The sequence below is a fragment of the Thalassospira mesophila genome (assembly GCF_002115755.1).
GTDB lineage: Bacteria > Pseudomonadota > Alphaproteobacteria > Rhodospirillales > Thalassospiraceae > Thalassospira > Thalassospira mesophila.
On record NZ_JFKA01000002.1, the window covers coordinates 665,764 to 684,365 of the forward strand.

Consider the following 18,602-nt stretch of genomic DNA (forward strand, 5'->3'; position numbering starts at 1 on the left):
CCCATGTTCATGCCGCCCGATCATCCCAGAAGTCGCCTGCGTGGCGCATTAATTCGGCGCGGTTGATGCGCATCTTATCGCGGTGTTGCGGGTCGCCCGGTTGCAGGGATCCTTCGCGGCGTAAATTGGCGATGGCGCGGCTGGCGGTTTCGGTGGTGACGGAAACGATGCTGCCCAGCTTTTCGCGCGGCGGGACAATGCATTGGTCGTGATGGGCGATCCATAATAAAAACCGGCAAATGCGGCTAAGCGCGGTGCCGCTGCCGATATTGATTTTCCAGTAATGGCTGGCGATAATTTCGCGGCTGAGAAAGCAGGCTACCGCCTGGGTCAGCGACAGGTTGGTCGATTGTTGCTGGCGCAAGCGTGCCAGTGAAACCCGCATCACCTGACATTCCGACAGGGTTTCGCTGACCAGCGTGGGGCCGGTTGGCGGGAACGGGCCGTTCAGGGCTTCGAGGCCGAACAGGTCGCCGGGGCGATATACCCGGCAAATCTGGCGGTCGCCGCCGCGATTGTAATGGCCCTGAATGATCAGCCCCTGTTTGATGATATAGGCACTGGTCAGGTTTTCGTGTTCGGGTTCAAGCACGCGGTTCGCCGGAATCCGCAACGGGGTGTCATCTGCATGGGGCAGGATGTGGCGCAGGGCTTCGGTGGTGTTCATGGCCGGATCCTTCTGTTTGCGGGAAAAGGCGCACAGCATGAATGCCGTGCGCCCAAACAATGATCAGGCGTTGCGCAGCTGCGCACGCGGACGAACAACAAAAACAAGATCAAGCAGCAAAATCACGATCATCGACAGACCAACCAGCGGGAAGATGATGCCGCCAATCGCCAGAATCGCCATAACCCCGTAAATCTTGCGAATGTCACGCGGCAGGGGCGGAACCCCCATTTGCCCGTTGGGGCGGCGTTTCCACCACATCGCGCCGGCCGAAACCGCCATAAAGATCAGCGAGATGCAGACCATCAGCATGAATATCTGGTTGGCCAGACCAAATTCCTGACCCATATGCACGTTGATCCCCCATTCCAGCCCCCGTCCCAGCGGGCCGTAATCGGCATAGGACATATCGATCAGGGCTTGGCCGGAATATTGATCAAGATGAATGACACGTTGCAGGGAAAGGTCGTCGGGATAGATCGAGGCACTGTAAACACCGCGCGGGCCATTGGGCAGGCTAACGGCGTAGCCCTGTGTGAGGCCCAGATTGTTCAGCTTTTGTGTGGCGGCATCAATGCCGATAGCTTGCGGGCCGGTGGCAACCGAAAAAGGCAGCGGGGCGTTTTCGGTGGTCCAGCCGGTTGTGCCAAAGGCATCGATCATGGGAATTGTGGAAAGCGGCACATCGACGCGCACACCGGACGGGTAACCGGTTGGCGTGCCATTGGCAAACTGGTTGGCATATTTGCCCCAAAATACCGACCACGGCATGCCGGTGGTTGCCAGAAATATAATGAAAAACCCGGCAAAAAGGCCGATCACGGCGTGGCTGTCGCGCCACCAGCGCCGGGTAGCGGGCTTGCCGCGAATGGCAAGACGCGAGGTGCCATCAACCCGTTTGGGCCACCACAGGTAAATGCCGGTCAGGACCAGCAAAATGGTCCAGCCGCCAACAATTTCGATCAGTGCATTGGGAAAGGTGCCAAATTCGGCCAAGCTGTGCAGACGGCGGATGAGCCACATGATGGTGCCGCGATCGGCCATTTCGCCAAGGGCTTTGCCGGTATAGGGGTTTACATAAACCGCATGGCGAGCACCAGCGGCATCGGCAATGGTGATTTCGGTCGATGATGTTGGCGTGACCGGGGTGGTCAACTTAACCACCGTGCCATCTTGCATTGATCGGGCTGCCGCCATTTGCTGGCTATAGGGCAGGGCCGGGGTGGCGGGGGAAGTGACCTGTTTTAGGTCGGAATAAACAAAATTGTCGATTTCATCGCGGAAAAGATAGGCCCCGCCGGTTATGGCAAGCAGGACAATGAAGGGCAGGACAAAAAGCCCGGCATAAAAATGCCAGCGCCAGACGGCGCGATACAAGGCATGGGTGTTTTCGGCGCGGTGCGAAGCACTGCTGATCGGGTTGGACATGATATATCCCCAAAACAGGGCACGTTGCGGGTTCTCGCAAGGCGAGACGACGTGCGTTCTGCTGGTGTCATTACGAAAGCTGCGGGGAGTGGGGCCGGGCATTAAAAATACAGGCCGACAGACCGCGCAGCATGATCAGACGCGGCAGCATGAAGAACCGTTTCGGGGCCATTTATGGCGCAATACCGTGATGTCCGTGAGCGAAGGGCACGGCGGTGGCGGCCATCAAGGAATGCTTTGTTATGGGGGATCCGGCAAATGACACCTTAACCATCATAAAGTTGATGGCAGGTTGGCAGGCCGGATAACGCCGAAAACAGGCATTTTCCTTGCAGGCGGTTGATCGCTATCGGCGGCTTTACCGACGGAAATAAACCAAAAAACGGTTAATTATGCTGCAAGGGGAACTGGCGGGGCGCGGGCAGGCCCGGCTTGGGGATAAAATTGCGGGGAATGGGCCGTGATGTGAAGGGCGGTTACCGCATTGGACAGCAAAATGCGATGAAGCACCGGAATTTCGACAATTTCGGCGGGGGCCATGGCATGCATGCCGATGCCGCACAGGGCGCATTGATAGGCTTCGTAGCTGTCGTATTTGCCCGATGTTTCGGGGGCGGATTGCGGGTCTGCCGGGTCGGCGGGCACGCGAATGGCCTGAATGCCGTTGGCGGTGCAAATAAGCAGCGGGATATAGCCGGTACCGTCAGCATTGGCCTGGGCGGCCAGCGGTGCATGCATGAAGCCAAACAGCACGGTATTGACCAATAGAAGGCACGCCACCAGCGTTGTGATGGTTACCCGCAGATCAGACGGTGAGGAGGCCCGGTTGGCACGCACGGCAAATGTCCAAATCAGGATTAATCTGCGATTTGATTATAACGTTTTCAAGATGCTGTCAAAGTTTACCAATATCTAATTCAGGCCGGTTTGTGGCGTATTTCACAAGGGGTATATGTTTTAAAAGACGTTTTACCTGCGGTTGAGGGTGCTGTGAAAACCGAGCGACCGGGCGTTTGCCCATAGGGGGGCGGTGATTAGAAACAATAAAGACAGCGGGAAACCCATTGCGGGTGCCGATGCGGATTTTGTTATTGGGATGGGTTTAAGGATTAGACCTGTTGTGTCGTCCCCTTGATTATTTCGGCGGGGATGTTTTTGTTTGAGGTCATATCGATGGCCTCGCGTTGGGAAGTCGGTCATGATCTGACGATCATCAACAGGAGCATGCGATATGGCGATTTTCGGGGAGGCGGACCGGGTTCTGGCGCAGGTGGACGCGGTATTGTCGGCTCCCGTTGTTAATCGCGCAATCCTGATGACAACATTGCTGGCGATCCTTGGGCATTTTTCGCTGCGCTGGTCGGGTTTGCAGGGGGTTTGGGGCTTTGGCGCGGCCGACCTTCCGTTGCTGGTGCTGTTTGGGATTGGCGGTGTGCCGATCCTTGCCCAGTTATTGTTGAAATTTCTGCGCCGCGAAATGGGGGCCGATTTTTTGGCTGCCATTGCCTTTGTCGCCGGGATCTGGCTTGGCGAATATCTGGCTGCCGCATTGATTATTTTGATGTTGACCGGTGGGCAGGTGTTGGAGGCGTTTGCGATGCGCAAGGCGTCGTCGGCGTTAAATGCGCTGGCCAGCCGGATGCCGGCGGTGGCGCACCGCAAGGACGAAAAAGGCGAGATAACCGACATTGCACTTGATGATGTTGCGATTGGCGATTTGATTGCGGTCTTTCCCCATGAAACCGCCCCGGTGGACGGAACTGTGGTCGAGGGGCATGGCAATATGGATGAAAGCTACCTGACCGGGGAGCCATTTGTGGTGGCAAAAGTGCCGGGGACGGCGGTGCTGTCAGGCGCGATTAATGGCGATGCCGTGCTGGTGATCCGGGCGGAAAAACAGGCGCGTGATTCCCGCTATGCCCGGATCATGAATGTGATGCGCGATGCCGAACAAAAACGGCCCAGAATTCGCCGCCTGGGCGACCAGATCGGGGCGTGGTTTGCGCCGGTGGCATTGTTGTTTGCCATGCTGGTTTTGTATGTGACGGGTGATTCAACACGGTTTTTGGCCGTGCTGGTGGTGGCCACCCCCTGCCCGTTGTTAATTGCCATTCCGATTACGGTGATGAGTGCGATTTCGATTGCGGCCCGGCGCGGAATTGTTATTCGCGACCCGACCGCGCTGGAACGGTTGCCAACCTGCCAGACCGCGATTTTTGATAAAACCGGCACCCTGACCTATGGCCGCCCGGAACTGACCGATATTTTGCCCGGCGAGGGTTTTGTTGGCGAAGATGTATTACGCTTTGCTGCCAGCCTGGAACGTTATTCGCGCCATCCGCTGGCAATGGCGGTGATGGCGGCGGCCAAGGACCGCAAGATAGAAGCTGGTGACGTTGCCAGTGCATCGGAAAAGCCGGGGCAGGGATTAACCGGGGTGGTGGACGGGCACAACATTGCCGTTACCCATCGCAAAAAATTGCTGGCGAGCGACCCGGAAAACGCCCGTTTTTTGCCCGAAACGTCGGCGGGGCTGGAATGTGTGGTGATGGTCGATGGCCGGTATGGGGCAACATTGCGGTTTCGCGATACGCCGCGCATTGATGGCAAATCCTTTGTGGACCATTTAGGGCCGATCCACCGGTTTAAAAAAATCATGCTGGTATCGGGCGACCGCGAAAGCGAGGTTACCTATTTGTCGCAATTGCTGGGCATTGACCAAAGCCTGGCATCCCAAAGCCCGGAGCAGAAAGTTGCCATTGTGCGCGCGGAAACGGCGGCTGCGCCGACATTGTTCATGGGCGATGGCATTAATGATGCCCCGGCCCTTGCGGTGGCCACGGTTGGCATTGCCTTTGGCAAGGAAAGTGCGGTTACGGCGCAGGCCGCAGGGGTGGTGATCCCCGAGGCATCGCTGGCCACGGTGGATGAACTTTTGCATATCAGTATCGCCATGCGCCGTATTCTTTTGCAAAGCGTTATTGGTGGCATGGTGCTGTCGGTGCTGGCGATGGGGTTTGCCGCGGCGGGCTATATCAGCCCGGTGGCAGGGGCGCTTTTGCAGGAAGGCATTGATATTATCGCCATTTCAAACGCGCTTCGGCTGGCCCTGCGCCACGATATTGCATCCGATCTTGGTGGTGCCAGGTAAGCCTGTACGAGGCAGGGTTAACCTGTCAAAGCTCGGGATGTAAAAACGCCCTTGTCTGGGCAATGGCTTCTTTCAGGCCAACGCGCTGCACATCGACATCTTCGGGAAACGCGCCCAAAAGGCGGGTTGGCATCCGGTTATCGAGCAGGACAAACACCCCGCGATCTTCGGCGCGGCGCACAAGGCGGCCAAAGGCCTGTTTCATGCGCAGGCGCGTGATCATGTCGTCGTACCGGGCACCGTGAAACGCGGCCTTGCGCGCCCGGTGCAAAATATCGGGGCGGGGCCACGGCACGCGGTCAAACACGATTAAACGCAGGCTGTCGCCGGGCACATCAACCCCGTCGCGCACGGCATCGGTGCCGAGCAGGCAGGCATCGCGTTCAACCCGGAAAATATCGATCAGGGTGGAAACATCCATGCCGTCCATATGTTGGGCCAGCAATTGCAAACCGGCTTCGTCGAGCGGGCCGGTCAAGCGTTCATAAACCGCGCGCAGGCGGGTGATGGCGGTAAACAGGCCCAGCGCACCGCCGCCCGATGCCAGAAACAATTCGCGATAGGCGGCGGCGATTTGGTCGGCATTGTCGCGCGCCAGATCATTAACAATAAAAACCCGGGTTTGCTTGCGATAGTCATAGGGGCTTTTCATGGCCGCACGCACGGCGGGCAGCGGCATGTGGGATGCCCCGGTGCGGTCTTCGGCGACACCCCAGTCAAACATGTCGTCCCCTGTGCCATCGCGCAGTGTGGCCGATGTGACGACCATGCCATGCGTGGTGGGGGCCAGGGCGGCGGTTAGCGGCAAGGTCGGATCAATATAATGGCGGTGCATGCCGATATCAAAATCGCGGCCAAACTGGCGTTCGATGGCAAACCAGTCGACATATTCGGCAGGCGTCGCATCGACCAGTGATTCCAGCATCCCGCGCCAGGCGGCAACCTGCATGATGGCGCGCCGTTCAAGCGAGCGAATGGCGGCATCGAGGCGCTGACGTTCGGCGGAATCAAGCTCGTCGGCTTTTTCATCAAGCATATGGGCGATGATTTTGATCAGCGTTTTTGCCGGTTTTTCCAGCGAGGCCAAGGCCCGGTCCAGATCGGCGGCACTGGCGAGAACTTCGGTAACGGCGGGTTTGCAATCGGTTTCGATCGAATAGCCACGGTCTTTTTCCGAGGCCCGCGCCATCACCTGTGCCTTGACATGGGCCAGAAAAATTTCGGCCGGGCCGCTGGCATGGTCAACACCGTCTTGCAGGCGCATCAGCCATCCCTGGTCAGGCAGGCATTGGGCGGCAACGATCACGGCATTGACCGCATCGCGCAGTTCTTCGCGTTCGCTGATCAGGCTTTCAAGGCGTTGTTTGAGGCCGCGTGCGCGCGAACTGCCTTTGTTTTCGGCCCCCAACAGCCAGCGGCGCAATTCGGCCCCTTCCTGCCCGGTTAAGTGGGCGGAAAAGGCCTTGTCGGCGGCATCAAACAAATGATGGCCTTCGTCAAAGACATAACGGGTGGGCATGGAGGCATCATCCAGCCCGCCAAGGGCGGCCTGCACCATCACAAGGGCATGGTTGGCGACAACGATTTCGGCCGAGCGTGCCCGGCGCACGGTTTTTTCAACAAAGCAGCGCGAATAATGCGGGCAGGCGGCATAAATACATTCGCCGCGCTGATCGGCCAGGGCCGATGTAAAGCGTGCGCCGATCAGTTCGGTCAGCCATGCCGGAAAATCGCCGCCAACCATATCGCCATCGCGGGTGGCAGCCGCCCAGCGCGCCATTAAACCGAGCGGAATGGCCTGGCGAGGTTGCTGGGCCAGCGGGCGTTGGGCTTCTTCAAAGTTTAGCAGACATAAATAGTTTTCGCGCCCCTTGCGGACCACGGCCTTGCGGCGTTTGTCGCGCGGGTCGGGATAAAGGCGGTTGAGTTCGCCGTCGATCTGGCGTTGCAGGTTGCGGGTATAGGTGGATATCCAGACCGCACCTTCGTTTTTTTCGGCCCACACCGATGCCGGGGCGACGTAGCCAAGGGTTTTGCCCGTGCCGGTTCCGGCTTCGGCCAGCACGATATTGGGCGCGCCATCGGCGGTGCGCGGGGCAAAGGCGGAACAAACGGCGGATGAATAATCGGCCTGTTGCGGGCGTTCTTCGGCGCCTTCGCCCAGCAGTTTTAACAGGCGTTCGCGGGCCTCGGCCGGTTCAACCGGATTGTTGCCGGGGGGCGGCGGCGGCGCATGTTCAGACCATTCGCCCAGTTTTTTCCAGATTTTAAGGCCTTCATAAACCGCAAAGCGGTGCGGGCCATCGCCATCGGCCCCCATCGCAGCCAAAACCGACACACCCCACGGCCATTGCCCGCGCGCCATTGGCCACGCAATGGACAGGGCATGGCCGCGTTTTTCGCCGGGCAGAACGGCAAGTTCCTGAAGCAGGCGTTTCATGGCTTCGGCCAGCGCCTGAGCCTGACCAACCAGGTCATCGCAGGCCACTTGCCCGGTTGCCAGGGCAATGCCGCGCGGGGTGGGCACACAAAACTGCGCCGGGCGCACAAAGGCAAAAAGTTCAAGCAAATCATGGCCAATGAAGCCATCAAGGCGCAGGCGTTTGGCGGTGGCGGGCATGTGAACAATGATCGGGCGCTGGGCGCGGGCCCGCTTGGCCGCGGCAGCCAGCGGCATTTCCTCGACCTCGCCATCGGGGGTTAAAAACACAGCATGGCGCAAACCGGCGACCATAACCGGTGCGTCGGGCGGCAAAAAACGGGGCTGGGTTTCGGTGCGATCATCGAACATTTGCGGCACTATAATCAGTGTGCGAGGCGAGTGCTACCGGGGAAATTATCCTGCTGTCGAATTTTACCAAAGGGACCGCTGGTAAACGGGAGGATACAAAGCCCGATCCGTAATGCATTCCGGGTTTGGCGATGGGAACAGAGTGAGCTGGAGCATGATTATTAAACGGTTGTGCCCACAAGCAACATAAAAAACGGCCTTCGGGTGTTATCCCGAACGCCGTTTTTAACAGAGAACGTCCCCGAAGGTGTTCGGGGATGTGTGTTATTCGGTCAGTTTCATTAACTGGTCTGCACAGGCGTCGGCGATTTCTTTGGTGGGTTTTTCGCTGCCGGGCATGGTGGCCCAGCCTTGGTCGACGACGAAATCGTCGCGCTTGTAAGAGCTTTCCTGCTTCAGGGCAGCAAGCTGCGCGGTCTGGTTTGTCGGCGTTTGGGTTTTGAACTGGGCGACACAGATCGGGGCGAGGGCAGCAATAACCACTTCCTTGCCCTGATCATCGGCCATCTCGGCTGCGGTGCTGGTTGAAACAACCCAGTTCGCATTGAAGCCGATAATTGTGATTACGATCGCACCGATGACACCGCCGACAATGCCGGGCTTTACCCAGGTAGGAATTTCCATATTCATTAAGTATTTTCCCATTAGTTTTATGAAATTCATAAGTATATTTTTAGTGTTGTTAAATTTATTAAATCACTGACTGTTATTTTTAGCAAATTACTTATGTTTTTATTTGGTTATACTTGGTGTTGTGTTTTGGATAATTTGCGCGTTTCGACTTTTGAAATATTTTTATTTGGCAATATTTTGAATTAGCCAAACAGGCTTGCGACCCAGCCGACCCCGCCTGCCACCATGGCATAACGCGCCGCCTTGCCGATGGTGACCAGAAGGATAAAGGGGATAAAACGCACCCGCAAAGCCCCGGCCACCAGCGTGATGGGGTCGCCGATAACGGGAAGCCAGGCAAACAAAAGGGCCCACAGGCCAAAGCGCGAAAACCAGTGGCAGGCGCGTTGATAATCGCGGTCCGATACCGGGAACCAGCGGGCATGGCGATAGCGTTCGATGGCGATGCCAAGCAGCCAGTTGATCAGCGAGCCCGCGACATTGCCCAATGTGGCGACCAGCACCAGCACGCGCACATCATAATTGCCCGCCGCAACAAGGGCGGCCAAAACCGCCTCGGACGAGCCGGGCAGCAAGGTGGCAGATGTGAAGGCCGATAAAAACAGCCCGCCATAAACAAGAAGCAATGTGACCATAGGGACGACATAGCGACTGGCCGGGATTTGGTCCATTGGAATATTGGGGATCGCGATGGTGAGGCACCCCGGAAAAGCCCGGCACATTGGGGAATGTGCCGGGCCAAAGCGGGCGGATCTGTTTTGGGGGGAGATCCGCCATTTTAAAGACGGTTGAGATTAGTCGATGTGAAGGCGGACATCGACATTGCCGCGCAGGGCATTGGAATAGGGACAGATTTTATCGGCCTGTTCGACGAGCTTTTCGGCATCGGCACGTTCCAGACCCGGCAGGGAGATGTGCAGGTCGATATCAAGGCCAAAGCCGCCTTCATCGCGCGGGCCAATGCCAACGGTTGCCTTGATGGCGGCGTCTTTCGGGGTTTTGGGGGCACCCTGTGAGGAGGCTGCCTTCATTGCGCCGATAAAGCAGGCGGAATAGCCCATGGCGAACAATTGTTCGGGGTTGTTGCCGTCGCCGCCAGCACCGCCCAGTTCTTTCGGGGTGGTCAGTTTAACTTCGATCGAGCCGTCTTCGGTTTTGGCATTGCCGTCACGGCCGCCAGTTGCAGAACCGGAAGTGCGATACAGAACTTTAACAGACATTTTGATCATCCTTTGTTTAAAGGTCGGTTGCGCGGGGGTGCGCTTAACATGGGGCACAGGCCGCTGCCTGCAACCCCGTTGCGGGTTTGGTGCAAGGTTAGCTTGTGGTTAGTTGGCGTGCAGGGCGTTGTTAAGAAACGAGATGCCCTGGGCGATGGCGGCCCGGGTTGCCGGGGTTTGTGACAGTGCGTTGAGCATGACAAAATCGTGGATGGTTGCGTTGTATCGGGTCGAGGTTACCGTGACACCGGCTTGTGACAATTTACGGGCATAGGCTTCGCCTTCGTCGCGCAAAACATCGTTTTCATCGGTAATCACGAGGGCCGGGGCCTGTCCGGCAAGCTGGTCGTGCGTTGCGTGGATCGGGGTTATTTTAGGGTCTGTACGGTCAACGTTTTGGGGCAGGTATGCGTTCCAGAACCATTTCATCGCATCGCGGGTTAACCACGGGCCATTGGCATATTCGGTGTAGGAGCCGTTATCGAAATTGGTGTCGGTGACCGGGTAAAACAGCAATTGTGCTTTAATTGCCGGGCCTTTGCGTTCGTTGGCCAAAAGCGAAACCACGGCTGTCATGTTGCCGCCGACACTATCGCCGGCAATGGCAAGGCGGGTGGGGTCAACATTAAGCTGTTCGCTGTGATCGGCGACATATTTGGTAACGGCGTAATCCTGTTCGATGGCGGTGGGGTATTTGGCCTCTGGCGAGCGTTCATAATCGACAAAGACCAGGGCGGCATTGGCACCAACGGCAAGTTCGCGAACCAGACGGTCGTGGGTATCGGTGCCACCCATCACCCAGCCAGCCCCATGGAAATATACAATAACCGGCAGGCGGTCGGTGTTGCCTTTGGGACGATAGATGCGAATGCGGGTGGCGCCGGTGGGGCCAACCGGCAAAATGCTGTCTTCGGTATCAACGGCGGGAGCGGTGACATCGCCGGCCTGCGCACCGGACAGAAGGTCGCGGGCCTGTTGCGGGGTCAGGGTATAGATCGCCGGGACGTTTGCGGCGGCCAGCCCGTCGAGGAAGTTCTGGGTGGCGGGTTCAAGCACCACATCGGCCTGGGCCGGGGCGGTGAAGGTGGCGGTGGCAAGGGCCAGTGCGGCGGCGGTAACGGTTGTTTTTAAGGCGTTCATGGTGGTGTCCTTTCGGATTGTCTGGTGGGGGGGCGGTGTATCGCCGTTCGGTGCATTTTAAATAGCACGCGATTAAATCGTGCACGATTTAAATTATGGAATATCAGACCCGCGATTAAATCGCTTGATATTTAATCGTGCACGATTTAAATTAACTGGTTGATGTGAAACAGGAGAGCCAGATGGCAGAAAAACCGACCCTGACGCTGGATCAGCTATTGTGCTTTTCGGTCTATTCGACCGGCCATGCCTTTAACCGTATTTACAAGCCGTTGCTTGACGAGGTGGGGCTGACTTATCCGCAATATCTGGTGATGGTGGTGTTGTGGCAGGAAGACAGGCAAACCGTACGCGGCATTGGCAGCAAACTGTTTTTGGAAAGCAACACCTTGACCCCGCTGATCAAACGGCTGGAAGTGGCCGGGTTGTTAACCCGGGAACGCGACCGCGAGGATGAACGACAGGTGCGTGTGGTGCTGACCGAACAGGGGCGCGCCTTGCAACAAAAGGCCGCCGATGTGCCCGATTGTGTTTTTGAAGCCTGTGGCATGAAGCTGGACGAACTGGTGGATTTAACCCGCAAGCTGACGACATTACGCAATGCGCTGGAAAAATCGGCGCAATAGGAACCAACAGGGGGGCGATACGGAACGGCCGGGAACAAGCGCGTTTGGGCGTGGTGCGCGCTGGCGGGCGGGCTTGGCAACCTGATGATCAAATGATCAAATGATCAGATCAGCCCGCGCAACAGCAAAGCCGCCCCGATCAGTATTGCGACATGCTGTAACACCATACCCACGGCTTGCGAGCCGACAACCGGAATTTTAAGAACCCCCAACGCATGTAACAGCCGGGCGACCATAAAGGCGACGGCCAGCGCCCATATGGTGGCGGAAGATGCCGTTGCACTGATTTCCAGTACCGCGCAGACCAGCACCAGCAGCGGGGCATTTTCGATAAAATTGCCATGGGCGCGGATACGACGCCGCAGCACGATATTGTCGCCATCGCCGGTGCCAATTTTGGCAGACCGGCGCTGCAAGGATACCAGCAGGCTAAGGACGGTTAACATCACCGCGAAAATGGCTGTCAAAAACAAGGTCGCGGGAATGGCGGGAATAGCCTGCATGGCGAATGCTCCGTTAAATGGCTTTGGCTCATTTAGAAGTAACTTCGGGTTGCGCGATAGCGATATTTTTGCAGCAGGCCGAAAAACCGGCGGGCCGGGGGAGCGGGACCGGTAAAGCCGGGCAAGGGTGGGGCCGCTGGCGGGCGTTGTTCGCAGGCACAAATGTGAAAGTGTTCACATTTCACGGTTGTTTCAATAAAGGTTTTCGCCCGCAACGGCATGTTTTTGCCATGCTGGTTTTGTTGTAATCATTTGATTTTAAACAAAAATGAGGGTCATTAAAACTTCACCGAAGCGTTGCTGCGTTTTTGCCCGGTCGGGACTAACTTCGTGCCAATGATGCAATGCACAAGGACAGGTGAAAATGCGGGCAAGATCGGGCAAGGGCAAAACGGGCATTAAGGCCAAAATGTTATTGGCATTTGGGGTGATTGCGCTGGTGCCATGTATTGCCGCGTCGATCGGCTGGTTGTCTTATCGTGCGGTGCGCGGGCATGTGACCGATATTACGCAATCCCAGGTGCCATTGCTGGAAACAGCCCACGGGCTGGCAACATCGGCGGCCGGGATTTTGGCATTGGGGCCGCGTATTGATGCGGCAGAAAGTGCGGGTGAACTGGACGGGCTGGCGCAGGAAAGTGCGCAAAAGCAGGAATTTATGACCGCTGCGGTCGACAAGCTGTCGCAGAACCATCTCGATGACGATACCGCCAGCGACATGGTGCAAAAGGTGGGGGCGTTAAATTCCAGCCTGAATGCACTGGTGAAAGCCACGCGGACCCGGTTAGAGCAAAAGGCGCAGCGCGTGGCGCGGCTGGGCACGCTTGAACAGCAACATGATACCTTGTTAGCCCAGTTAAAACCGGCGATGGAAAAATCGCAACAGGGGCTGGCCAACAGTATTGCGTCGTTGACGGTGGCAACGACAACGGCGTCAAGTTCGATCAGCGATGATTTGTCGCAACGTATTGTGCCGATGTTTCAATTGCGCGGGGCCACGGCGGCCCTGACCAAATCGTTGCTGTTGGGGGCCTATGAAACCGAACCCTCCAAGGTGATGTCGCGATCGACCGATTTTGATTCAGCCCTTGCCAACATTCAAGGCGCGTTACGGCCACTGGCGAAAGACCCGGCGGCAAAAATGGTGCTGGGTGCGATTGACAAACTGGCGGCCTTTGGCGGCGATGACAAAAACATTTATATGCTGCGCATTGGCCAGTTGCGGGCCGAGCCGGGATCGGAGAAGGCGGAAAAACTGTCGGCGGAGCTGGCGCAATATGTTGATGAGATTGTGGAACTGGACGGCGATATCAGCAATTTTCTGTTGCCGATGATGCTTAATTTTCGCACCCATATTGCCGGTTCCGGGCAGGAAATTGCAACGCAGACCCAGGAACTGGCAGGCGTGCAGGTGCCACAGGCACAGGAAAGTTACATTCGGTTAAGCTCGCTTCTGGCAGATGTGAATTTGCTGGTCGGGCGACTGGCCGAGGCGGGCAATGCCAGCAGTGCGGACCAGTTGGCGATGCTTAAAACCAGCTTGCAGCAGGTTGCCAAACAGATTGGCAGCGAGGCCGGGCAGCTTGGCGCGGAGCAAACCGTTATTTCGGGGCTGATCGACAAGTTACTGGCAACAGGGTTTGGCGATGAGGGCATTTTGGCCCTGCGCGGGCAGGAGCTTGATACCCTGGCGGCCAATAATGCGATGATGCAGGAAAACCGCGAAGCCGCCACGCGCCTTGCCGATGATGTGGCGGTTATTGTGGCGGCAGCCCAACAATCGGCGGCGACCGGGGCGGGGGAAACGCAAACAGCGCTGGACCAGACCAATATGCTGCAAATTTCACTGGCCGCAGCCGGGGTGGTGTTTTCCATTCTGGTGGTGTGGCTGTATGTGGGGCGGCGGATTGTCAAACGGCTGGAAAACCTGGCCAAGGCCATGCGCCGGGCGGCAGATGGCGACCGCCAGGTGGTGCTACGCAATGATGGCAGCGATGAAATTAGCGAGATGATTGATGCGCTCGACATTTTTATTGGCAATGCCAAATCGATGGATGATGCCCGCGAACAAATGGAAATATCGCGCCATGAAGCATCCGAGCAGCGCAAGCTGGGCCGCATTGCCGTTGCCGAGCAGTTTGAACGCGATGTGCTGAGCATTGTGCAAGCCCTGGCCGGGGCGGCCCAGACCATGACCGACCGGGCACGCGCCCTCAATGGTATTGCCGATCAGGTGAGTACACGCGCCAATGCGGCATTGGCTATTTCGACCCAGATGGCAGCGGGTATTCAGCAGGTGGCCGCAGCGGCGAGCGAAATTTCAACATCGATTGCCGATATTAACCAGCGCACGGGCGAAACGGCCAAGGTTATTGGCGATACCGCCGCCGGGGCCGAACAGGTGAAAACCACCATTGCCGGGCTGGCGCTGGCGACATCGGAAATTGGCGCGGTTGTGGGCCTGATTGAAGGGCTGGCCGGGCAAACCAACCTGTTGGCCCTGAACGCCCATATTGAAGCCAGCCGGGCCGGGGATGCGGGCAAGGGATTTGCCGTGGTGGCCAACGAAGTGAAACATCTGGCGGGGGAAACCGCGCGATCCACCGGTGATATTTCGCGCCAGATTGCAGCAACACAGGATGCCTCGCGCGAGACGGCATCGGTTGTGGCGTTAATGACCGACGGGGTGCAGAAAATTCAGGGCAATTCGGCGGCAATTGCCGTGGCGGTGGGCGAACAGGCGCGGTTAACGCAGTCGATTGTGGACCGGTCACAGGAAGTGGCGGTGGGCACGCAGCGCGCGAATGAAGATGTGCTGGTTTTGTCGCAAGCCGCCGCCACCGTGCGCGAGGATGTGGGCGATGTGTTAAACATTGCCGAAGGGCTGCTGCGCGAGGCCGCCAGCCTTGGCGATGCCGTGAACGGATTTTTGCGCGAAATTCGCGAGGCATCGTAATTTCGCGTAGAGGGACCGCATGGTGGCGTGCCGGTTTGCGGTTGTTGGGTGCCAGATTGGCGGGTGTTTGGGCATTTCGGCGGGGCGATGCCAGCCATGTTTGCCGTTACGATGCGCTATGTGCGCTCCGGGCTTGATCTTGGGCGCAAGCGGGGCTAGCTTCTGGCGGCGCTTGCGCCTTATCGTTTGCGCCCAAATCCGAATTTTATGTAAAACACTTGTTCAAGGTTTCAAAAATGACAGCCGATCTTCGTGATGCCGCGTTAAACAGCAATGTCTGGGCTTTTAGTGAAGCCCAAAAGCTGGTGCAGCGTTACAAAGACAAAAAACCGGAAAAAGGCTATGTCCTGTTTGAAACCGGTTATGGCCCGTCGGGCTTGCCCCATATTGGCACCTTTGGTGAAGTTGCGCGCACAACCTATGTTCGCCGCGCCTTTGAAACCATGTCCGATATTCCGACCAAACTGTATTGTTTTTCCGATGATATGGACGGGTTGCGCAAGGTGCCCGACAATGTGCCCAACCGCGAGATGCTGGCCCAGCATCTGGGTAAGGCATTGACCAGTGTGCCCGACCCGTTTGGCAAGTTTGAAAGCTTTGCCCATCATAACAATGCCCGCCTGCGCGAGTTTCTTGACGGTTTTGGCTTTGAATACGAGTTCAAGTCATCGACCGATTGTTATCGTTCGGGTATGTTTGATGCGGCACTTTTGCGGGTTCTGGAAGTTTACGACAAGATCCAGAAAATTATGCTGCCGACCTTGGGCGAGGAACGCCGGGCCAGCTATAGCCCGTTTATGCCCGTTGAGGCCGACACGCAAAAAGTGCTGATGGCCAAGATTGTGGAAATCAAGGCATCCGAAGGCACGATTGTTTACGAACACCCCGAAACCGGCAAGCTGGTGGAAACCCCGGTAACCGGTGGGAACTGCAAATTGCAGTGGAAGCCCGACTGGGCGATGCGCTGGTATGCGCTGGGGGTGGATTACGAAATGGCGGGCAAGGATTTGATTCCGTCGGTGGATTTGGGCAACAAAATTGTGAAAGCCATGGGCGGCACGCCGCCCGAAGGCTTTAACTATGAATTGTTTTTGGATGAAACCGGGCAGAAAATTTCGAAATCCAAGGGCAACGGCCTGTCGGTAGAAGAATGGCTGACCTATGCGCCGGAAGACAGCCTGTCGCTGTTTATGTTTCAGAAGCCCAAGACGGCCAAGCGGTTGTATTTTGATATCATCCCGAAAACGGTTGATGAATATCTGACCTTTGCCGAAAAGCTGAAATCCGAAACCGACCCGGTCAAGCTGCTTCAGAACCCGGCATGGCATATTCATGCGGGCACCGCACCGAACCGCGATATTCCCATTTCGTTTGGTATTTTGCTGAACCTGGTTTCGGTGTGTAATACCGAGGACAAGGACGTTCTGTGGGGCTTTATTTCGCGTTATGCCAATGGGGCAACGCCGGAAAATGCGCCTTACCTGGACAAGCTGGTGGGCTATGCGGTTAATTATTACCGCGATTTTGTAAAGCCAACCAAAAAATACCGCGAGGCCAGCGCAGAAGAACGTGTGGCCCTGACCGAATTGCGCGATGTGCTGGTGGGGCTGGATAAAACAACCAGTGGCAGCGATATTCAGACCGCGGTTTATGAAATTGGTAAAACGCATGAATGTTTTGCCGATTTACGCGCCTGGTTCAAAGCGCTTTACGAAATTTTGCTGGGTCAGGAACAGGGGCCGCGCATGGGATCGTTCATTGCGCTGTATGGCATTGATGAAAGTGTCGCCTTGATCAACCGCGCCCTTGCCGGTGAAGATTTAGGGGCCTGATCAAATCTGGTCGAGATATACAAATCAGAAGAAGCCCGCCCGTTGGTGGGCTTCTTCAATTGCGCTGTGTGTTGTCTGGCGGCCGGCGCCTGTTATTTATTTCGTTTTGAACTTTTCGATCAGTTCCTTGAGTTTATCGACGTCGCCACTGTCAATTACCGCCTGAAACTCTTCAGGCAGCGTTTGATCCGTCCCTTTCAGGATTTCGAGCGCCATTAACATGGTGACGGACTTCATCGCAGCATCGTTAGCCTGTTTGTAATCTTCATTATTCAACGCACCGTTCATATGGGCGAAACAATTGTAGGACCGGGCATCACGATAGAATTGCAATGCCGTTGTTCGCTTTAGCAACGGCGCAATTTTCTCTGCTACGCTGCGTGCAAGCGTTGCGTTGCCTGTGATATCGCCCTTACCTGCTTCAAGTTGCGCCAGCAGGCTTGACGTGACGGCAATGGCAACATCGGGCGGGGGTTCCGGGCAGACCAGCGAACTGCCATCAAATTTGGCGACGACAGTGCGATAGGATGCTGTTGTTGACAATGCGCCAACTTTGGCGTCGCCAAATAATGCGTTGCCGCCAACGACTTGATCGTGAATGCCATTGCTGCAGGCACCCAGCATTAATAATGACAACCCGATGATTACACGTGCCGGGCCGCAGAACAGGCCGCGCATGTCTCGTCCTCCATGCTGTGTTTTTATTAAATATTCAAATCTTTAATCAATCCCCGGTTGAAGATAGGGCCGGAAGTTAAGCAGAGCAACTGTATTTTATGTGTCAGTTCTGACGGGAAAATAAGTGTCGGGATGGTTTGGGCGGGTTGTAACCCAAAGTCGACGGGAAAAAACATGCAACCGTGTGGCGACATTTGTTTCAAATATAGCCGCAAATTTGGCGGGCAAAAAAATGCCGTAGTTTCATGGTGATGTCAGTAAGCAACAGCATTATGTGTTTACGCCTGACAGGCAAACGGCATTTATTTAGAGAATTGGAGGCATGGCAGTGAAACGTTATAAATGGTTGATATTATTGGCCGGTGTGCTGGTTTCCGGCTGTGCCGGTGGTCCGCGTGTTTATACCGATCAGGACCCGGTAACGGATTTTGGCCGCTATCACAGTTATGCGTTTGTCGACGTTGCGGGCAAGGACCGGGACGCAAAATATACCACCCTGACCGGCCAGCGCATGGAAGACCGCATTGCAGCCCGGATGCAGGCCTATGGCTATGAGCTTGATATTCATCACCCCGACTTGCTGGTGGATTACCATGTAAACACGCGTGACCAGCAGGTTGTGCGCAGTGGCCCGTCTTATGGCGGGTATTACGGTTCCTCGGGCCGGGGCGGTGTCGGCGTTGGCGTGCCGCTATATGGGGATACCGGCCGGGTTGATACCTATGTGCGCGGCGAGGTGGTGATTGACCTGATTGATCGCGAAACCAACAAAACCGTCTGGGAAGGCAAAACCGGCAACTGGACGGGATCGGGCGGCGATTTTTACCCCGATGAAGCGATTGCCGAAGCCATTGGCGCGATTTTCGCCAACTACCCGTACCGGGCCGGGCAAAGTGCGCCGGTGGTGCCTGCAGCCGCGAACGAGTAATCGCTCGTTTTTCTGTGGTCTGGATTTTGGTGCAGGCGGCCGGGTTGCG

At 56.6% G+C, this 18,602-nt stretch carries 15 protein-coding genes; 5 read left to right on the top strand and 10 right to left on the bottom strand.

The window, feature by feature from the left end; genetic code table 11:
• Positions 1–7: 7 nt before the first annotated feature.
• The 3 genes from TMES_RS07460 to TMES_RS07470 all read right to left on the bottom strand — a co-directional run bounded on the left by TMES_RS07460 (position 8) and on the right by TMES_RS07470 (position 2,932).
• Positions 8–667, bottom strand: coding sequence for a Crp/Fnr family transcriptional regulator (locus TMES_RS07460; RefSeq protein WP_158091202.1), 660 nt, complete (start codon positions 665–667; stop codon positions 8–10).
• Between the two features lie 63 nt (positions 668–730).
• Positions 731–2,095 (bottom strand): PepSY-associated TM helix domain-containing protein, encoded by a 1,365-nt coding sequence (locus TMES_RS07465; RefSeq protein ID WP_085580982.1) that lies wholly within the window; start codon positions 2,093–2,095, stop codon positions 731–733.
• A 390-nt stretch (positions 2,096–2,485) separates the two neighbouring features.
• The gene (locus TMES_RS07470) at positions 2,486–2,932 is read right to left on the bottom strand and encodes a DUF2946 family protein (RefSeq protein WP_085580984.1); all 447 of its coding nucleotides are present in this window, start codon (positions 2,930–2,932) and stop codon (positions 2,486–2,488) included.
• 394 nt (positions 2,933–3,326) lie between these two features.
• Here TMES_RS07470 and TMES_RS07475 point away from each other — a divergent pair, with 394 nt between their 5' ends.
• Positions 3,327–5,246 (top strand): heavy metal translocating P-type ATPase, encoded by a 1,920-nt coding sequence (locus TMES_RS07475; protein ID WP_085580985.1) that lies wholly within the window; start codon positions 3,327–3,329, stop codon positions 5,244–5,246.
• Between the two features lie 25 nt (positions 5,247–5,271).
• Here the strand turns inward: TMES_RS07475 and TMES_RS07480 are convergent, their stop codons facing one another.
• From TMES_RS07480 to TMES_RS07500, 5 genes are all read right to left on the bottom strand, one after another.
• Positions 5,272–8,037, bottom strand: a complete 2,766-nt coding sequence (locus tag TMES_RS07480) for an ATP-dependent DNA helicase (protein ID WP_085580987.1) — start codon at positions 8,035–8,037, stop codon at positions 5,272–5,274.
• Positions 8,038–8,301: 264 nt separating this feature from the next.
• Positions 8,302–8,667: a hypothetical protein gene (locus TMES_RS07485; protein ID WP_085580989.1), complete on the bottom strand. Its 366-nt coding sequence runs from the start codon at positions 8,665–8,667 to the stop codon at positions 8,302–8,304.
• Positions 8,668–8,852: 185 nt separating this feature from the next.
• On the bottom strand, positions 8,853–9,305 hold the full coding sequence (locus tag TMES_RS07490; RefSeq protein ID WP_085581269.1) for a YqaA family protein: 453 nt from the start codon (positions 9,303–9,305) through the stop codon (positions 8,853–8,855).
• 159 nt (positions 9,306–9,464) lie between these two features.
• Positions 9,465–9,890 carry an organic hydroperoxide resistance protein gene (locus TMES_RS07495; protein WP_085580991.1) on the bottom strand — a complete coding sequence of 142 codons (426 nt, stop codon included), beginning with the start codon at positions 9,888–9,890 and terminating at the stop codon, positions 9,465–9,467.
• Positions 9,891–9,998: 108 nt separating this feature from the next.
• A complete protein-coding gene (locus TMES_RS07500) occupies positions 9,999–11,030 on the bottom strand; it encodes an alpha/beta hydrolase (protein WP_085580993.1) in 1,032 nt (343 codons plus the stop codon).
• A 182-nt stretch (positions 11,031–11,212) separates the two neighbouring features.
• Between TMES_RS07500 and TMES_RS07505 the strand changes: the two genes are divergently transcribed.
• Positions 11,213–11,656, top strand: coding sequence for a MarR family winged helix-turn-helix transcriptional regulator (locus TMES_RS07505; protein ID WP_085580995.1), 444 nt, complete (start codon positions 11,213–11,215; stop codon positions 11,654–11,656).
• Between the two features lie 104 nt (positions 11,657–11,760).
• Here TMES_RS07505 and TMES_RS07510 read toward each other — a convergent pair whose 3' ends face one another.
• Complete coding sequence (locus TMES_RS07510; protein WP_085580997.1) at positions 11,761–12,159, bottom strand: MAPEG family protein; 399 nt, start codon at positions 12,157–12,159, stop codon at positions 11,761–11,763.
• Between the two features lie 364 nt (positions 12,160–12,523).
• Here TMES_RS07510 and TMES_RS07520 point away from each other — a divergent pair, with 364 nt between their 5' ends.
• Both TMES_RS07520 and TMES_RS07525 read left to right on the top strand, forming a co-directional pair.
• Positions 12,524–15,115 (top strand): methyl-accepting chemotaxis protein, encoded by a 2,592-nt coding sequence (locus TMES_RS07520; RefSeq protein ID WP_085581001.1) that lies wholly within the window; start codon positions 12,524–12,526, stop codon positions 15,113–15,115.
• 236 nt (positions 15,116–15,351) lie between these two features.
• Positions 15,352–16,947, top strand: coding sequence for a lysine--tRNA ligase (locus tag TMES_RS07525; RefSeq protein ID WP_085581003.1), 1,596 nt, complete (start codon positions 15,352–15,354; stop codon positions 16,945–16,947).
• A gap of 96 nt (positions 16,948–17,043) precedes the next feature.
• On the opposite strand, the gene TMES_RS07530 is transcribed toward TMES_RS07525, so the two are convergent.
• Positions 17,044–17,625: a hypothetical protein gene (locus TMES_RS07530; RefSeq protein ID WP_085581005.1), complete on the bottom strand. Its 582-nt coding sequence runs from the start codon at positions 17,623–17,625 to the stop codon at positions 17,044–17,046.
• Between the two features lie 328 nt (positions 17,626–17,953).
• On the opposite strand from TMES_RS07530, the gene TMES_RS07535 reads away from it, so the two are divergent.
• Positions 17,954–18,553, top strand: coding sequence for a DUF4136 domain-containing protein (locus TMES_RS07535; RefSeq protein ID WP_158091203.1), 600 nt, complete (start codon positions 17,954–17,956; stop codon positions 18,551–18,553).
• Positions 18,554–18,602 lie beyond the last annotated feature (49 nt).

Excerpts from the sequence above, each read along its gene's own strand:
- TMES_RS07460 (WP_158091202.1), bottom strand. The coding sequence starts at position 667 with ATGAACACCACCGAAGCCCTGCGCCACATCCTGCCCCATGCAGATGAC.
- TMES_RS07465 (WP_085580982.1), bottom strand. The coding sequence starts at position 2,095 with ATGTCCAACCCGATCAGCAGTGCTTCGCACCGCGCCGAAAACACCCAT.
- TMES_RS07475 (WP_085580985.1), top strand. The coding sequence starts at position 3,327 with ATGGCGATTTTCGGGGAGGCGGACCGGGTTCTGGCGCAGGTGGACGCG.
- TMES_RS07480 (WP_085580987.1), bottom strand. The coding sequence starts at position 8,037 with ATGTTCGATGATCGCACCGAAACCCAGCCCCGTTTTTTGCCGCCCGAC.
- TMES_RS07485 (WP_085580989.1), bottom strand. The coding sequence starts at position 8,667 with ATGAATATGGAAATTCCTACCTGGGTAAAGCCCGGCATTGTCGGCGGT.
- TMES_RS07490 (WP_085581269.1), bottom strand. The coding sequence starts at position 9,305 with ATGGTCACATTGCTTCTTGTTTATGGCGGGCTGTTTTTATCGGCCTTC.
- TMES_RS07495 (WP_085580991.1), bottom strand. The coding sequence starts at position 9,890 with ATGTCTGTTAAAGTTCTGTATCGCACTTCCGGTTCTGCAACTGGCGGC.
- TMES_RS07500 (WP_085580993.1), bottom strand. The coding sequence starts at position 11,030 with ATGAACGCCTTAAAAACAACCGTTACCGCCGCCGCACTGGCCCTTGCC.
- TMES_RS07505 (WP_085580995.1), top strand. The coding sequence starts at position 11,213 with ATGGCAGAAAAACCGACCCTGACGCTGGATCAGCTATTGTGCTTTTCG.
- TMES_RS07510 (WP_085580997.1), bottom strand. The coding sequence starts at position 12,159 with ATGCAGGCTATTCCCGCCATTCCCGCGACCTTGTTTTTGACAGCCATT.
- TMES_RS07520 (WP_085581001.1), top strand. The coding sequence starts at position 12,524 with ATGCGGGCAAGATCGGGCAAGGGCAAAACGGGCATTAAGGCCAAAATG.
- TMES_RS07525 (WP_085581003.1), top strand. The coding sequence starts at position 15,352 with ATGACAGCCGATCTTCGTGATGCCGCGTTAAACAGCAATGTCTGGGCT.
- TMES_RS07530 (WP_085581005.1), bottom strand. The coding sequence starts at position 17,625 with ATGCGCGGCCTGTTCTGCGGCCCGGCACGTGTAATCATCGGGTTGTCA.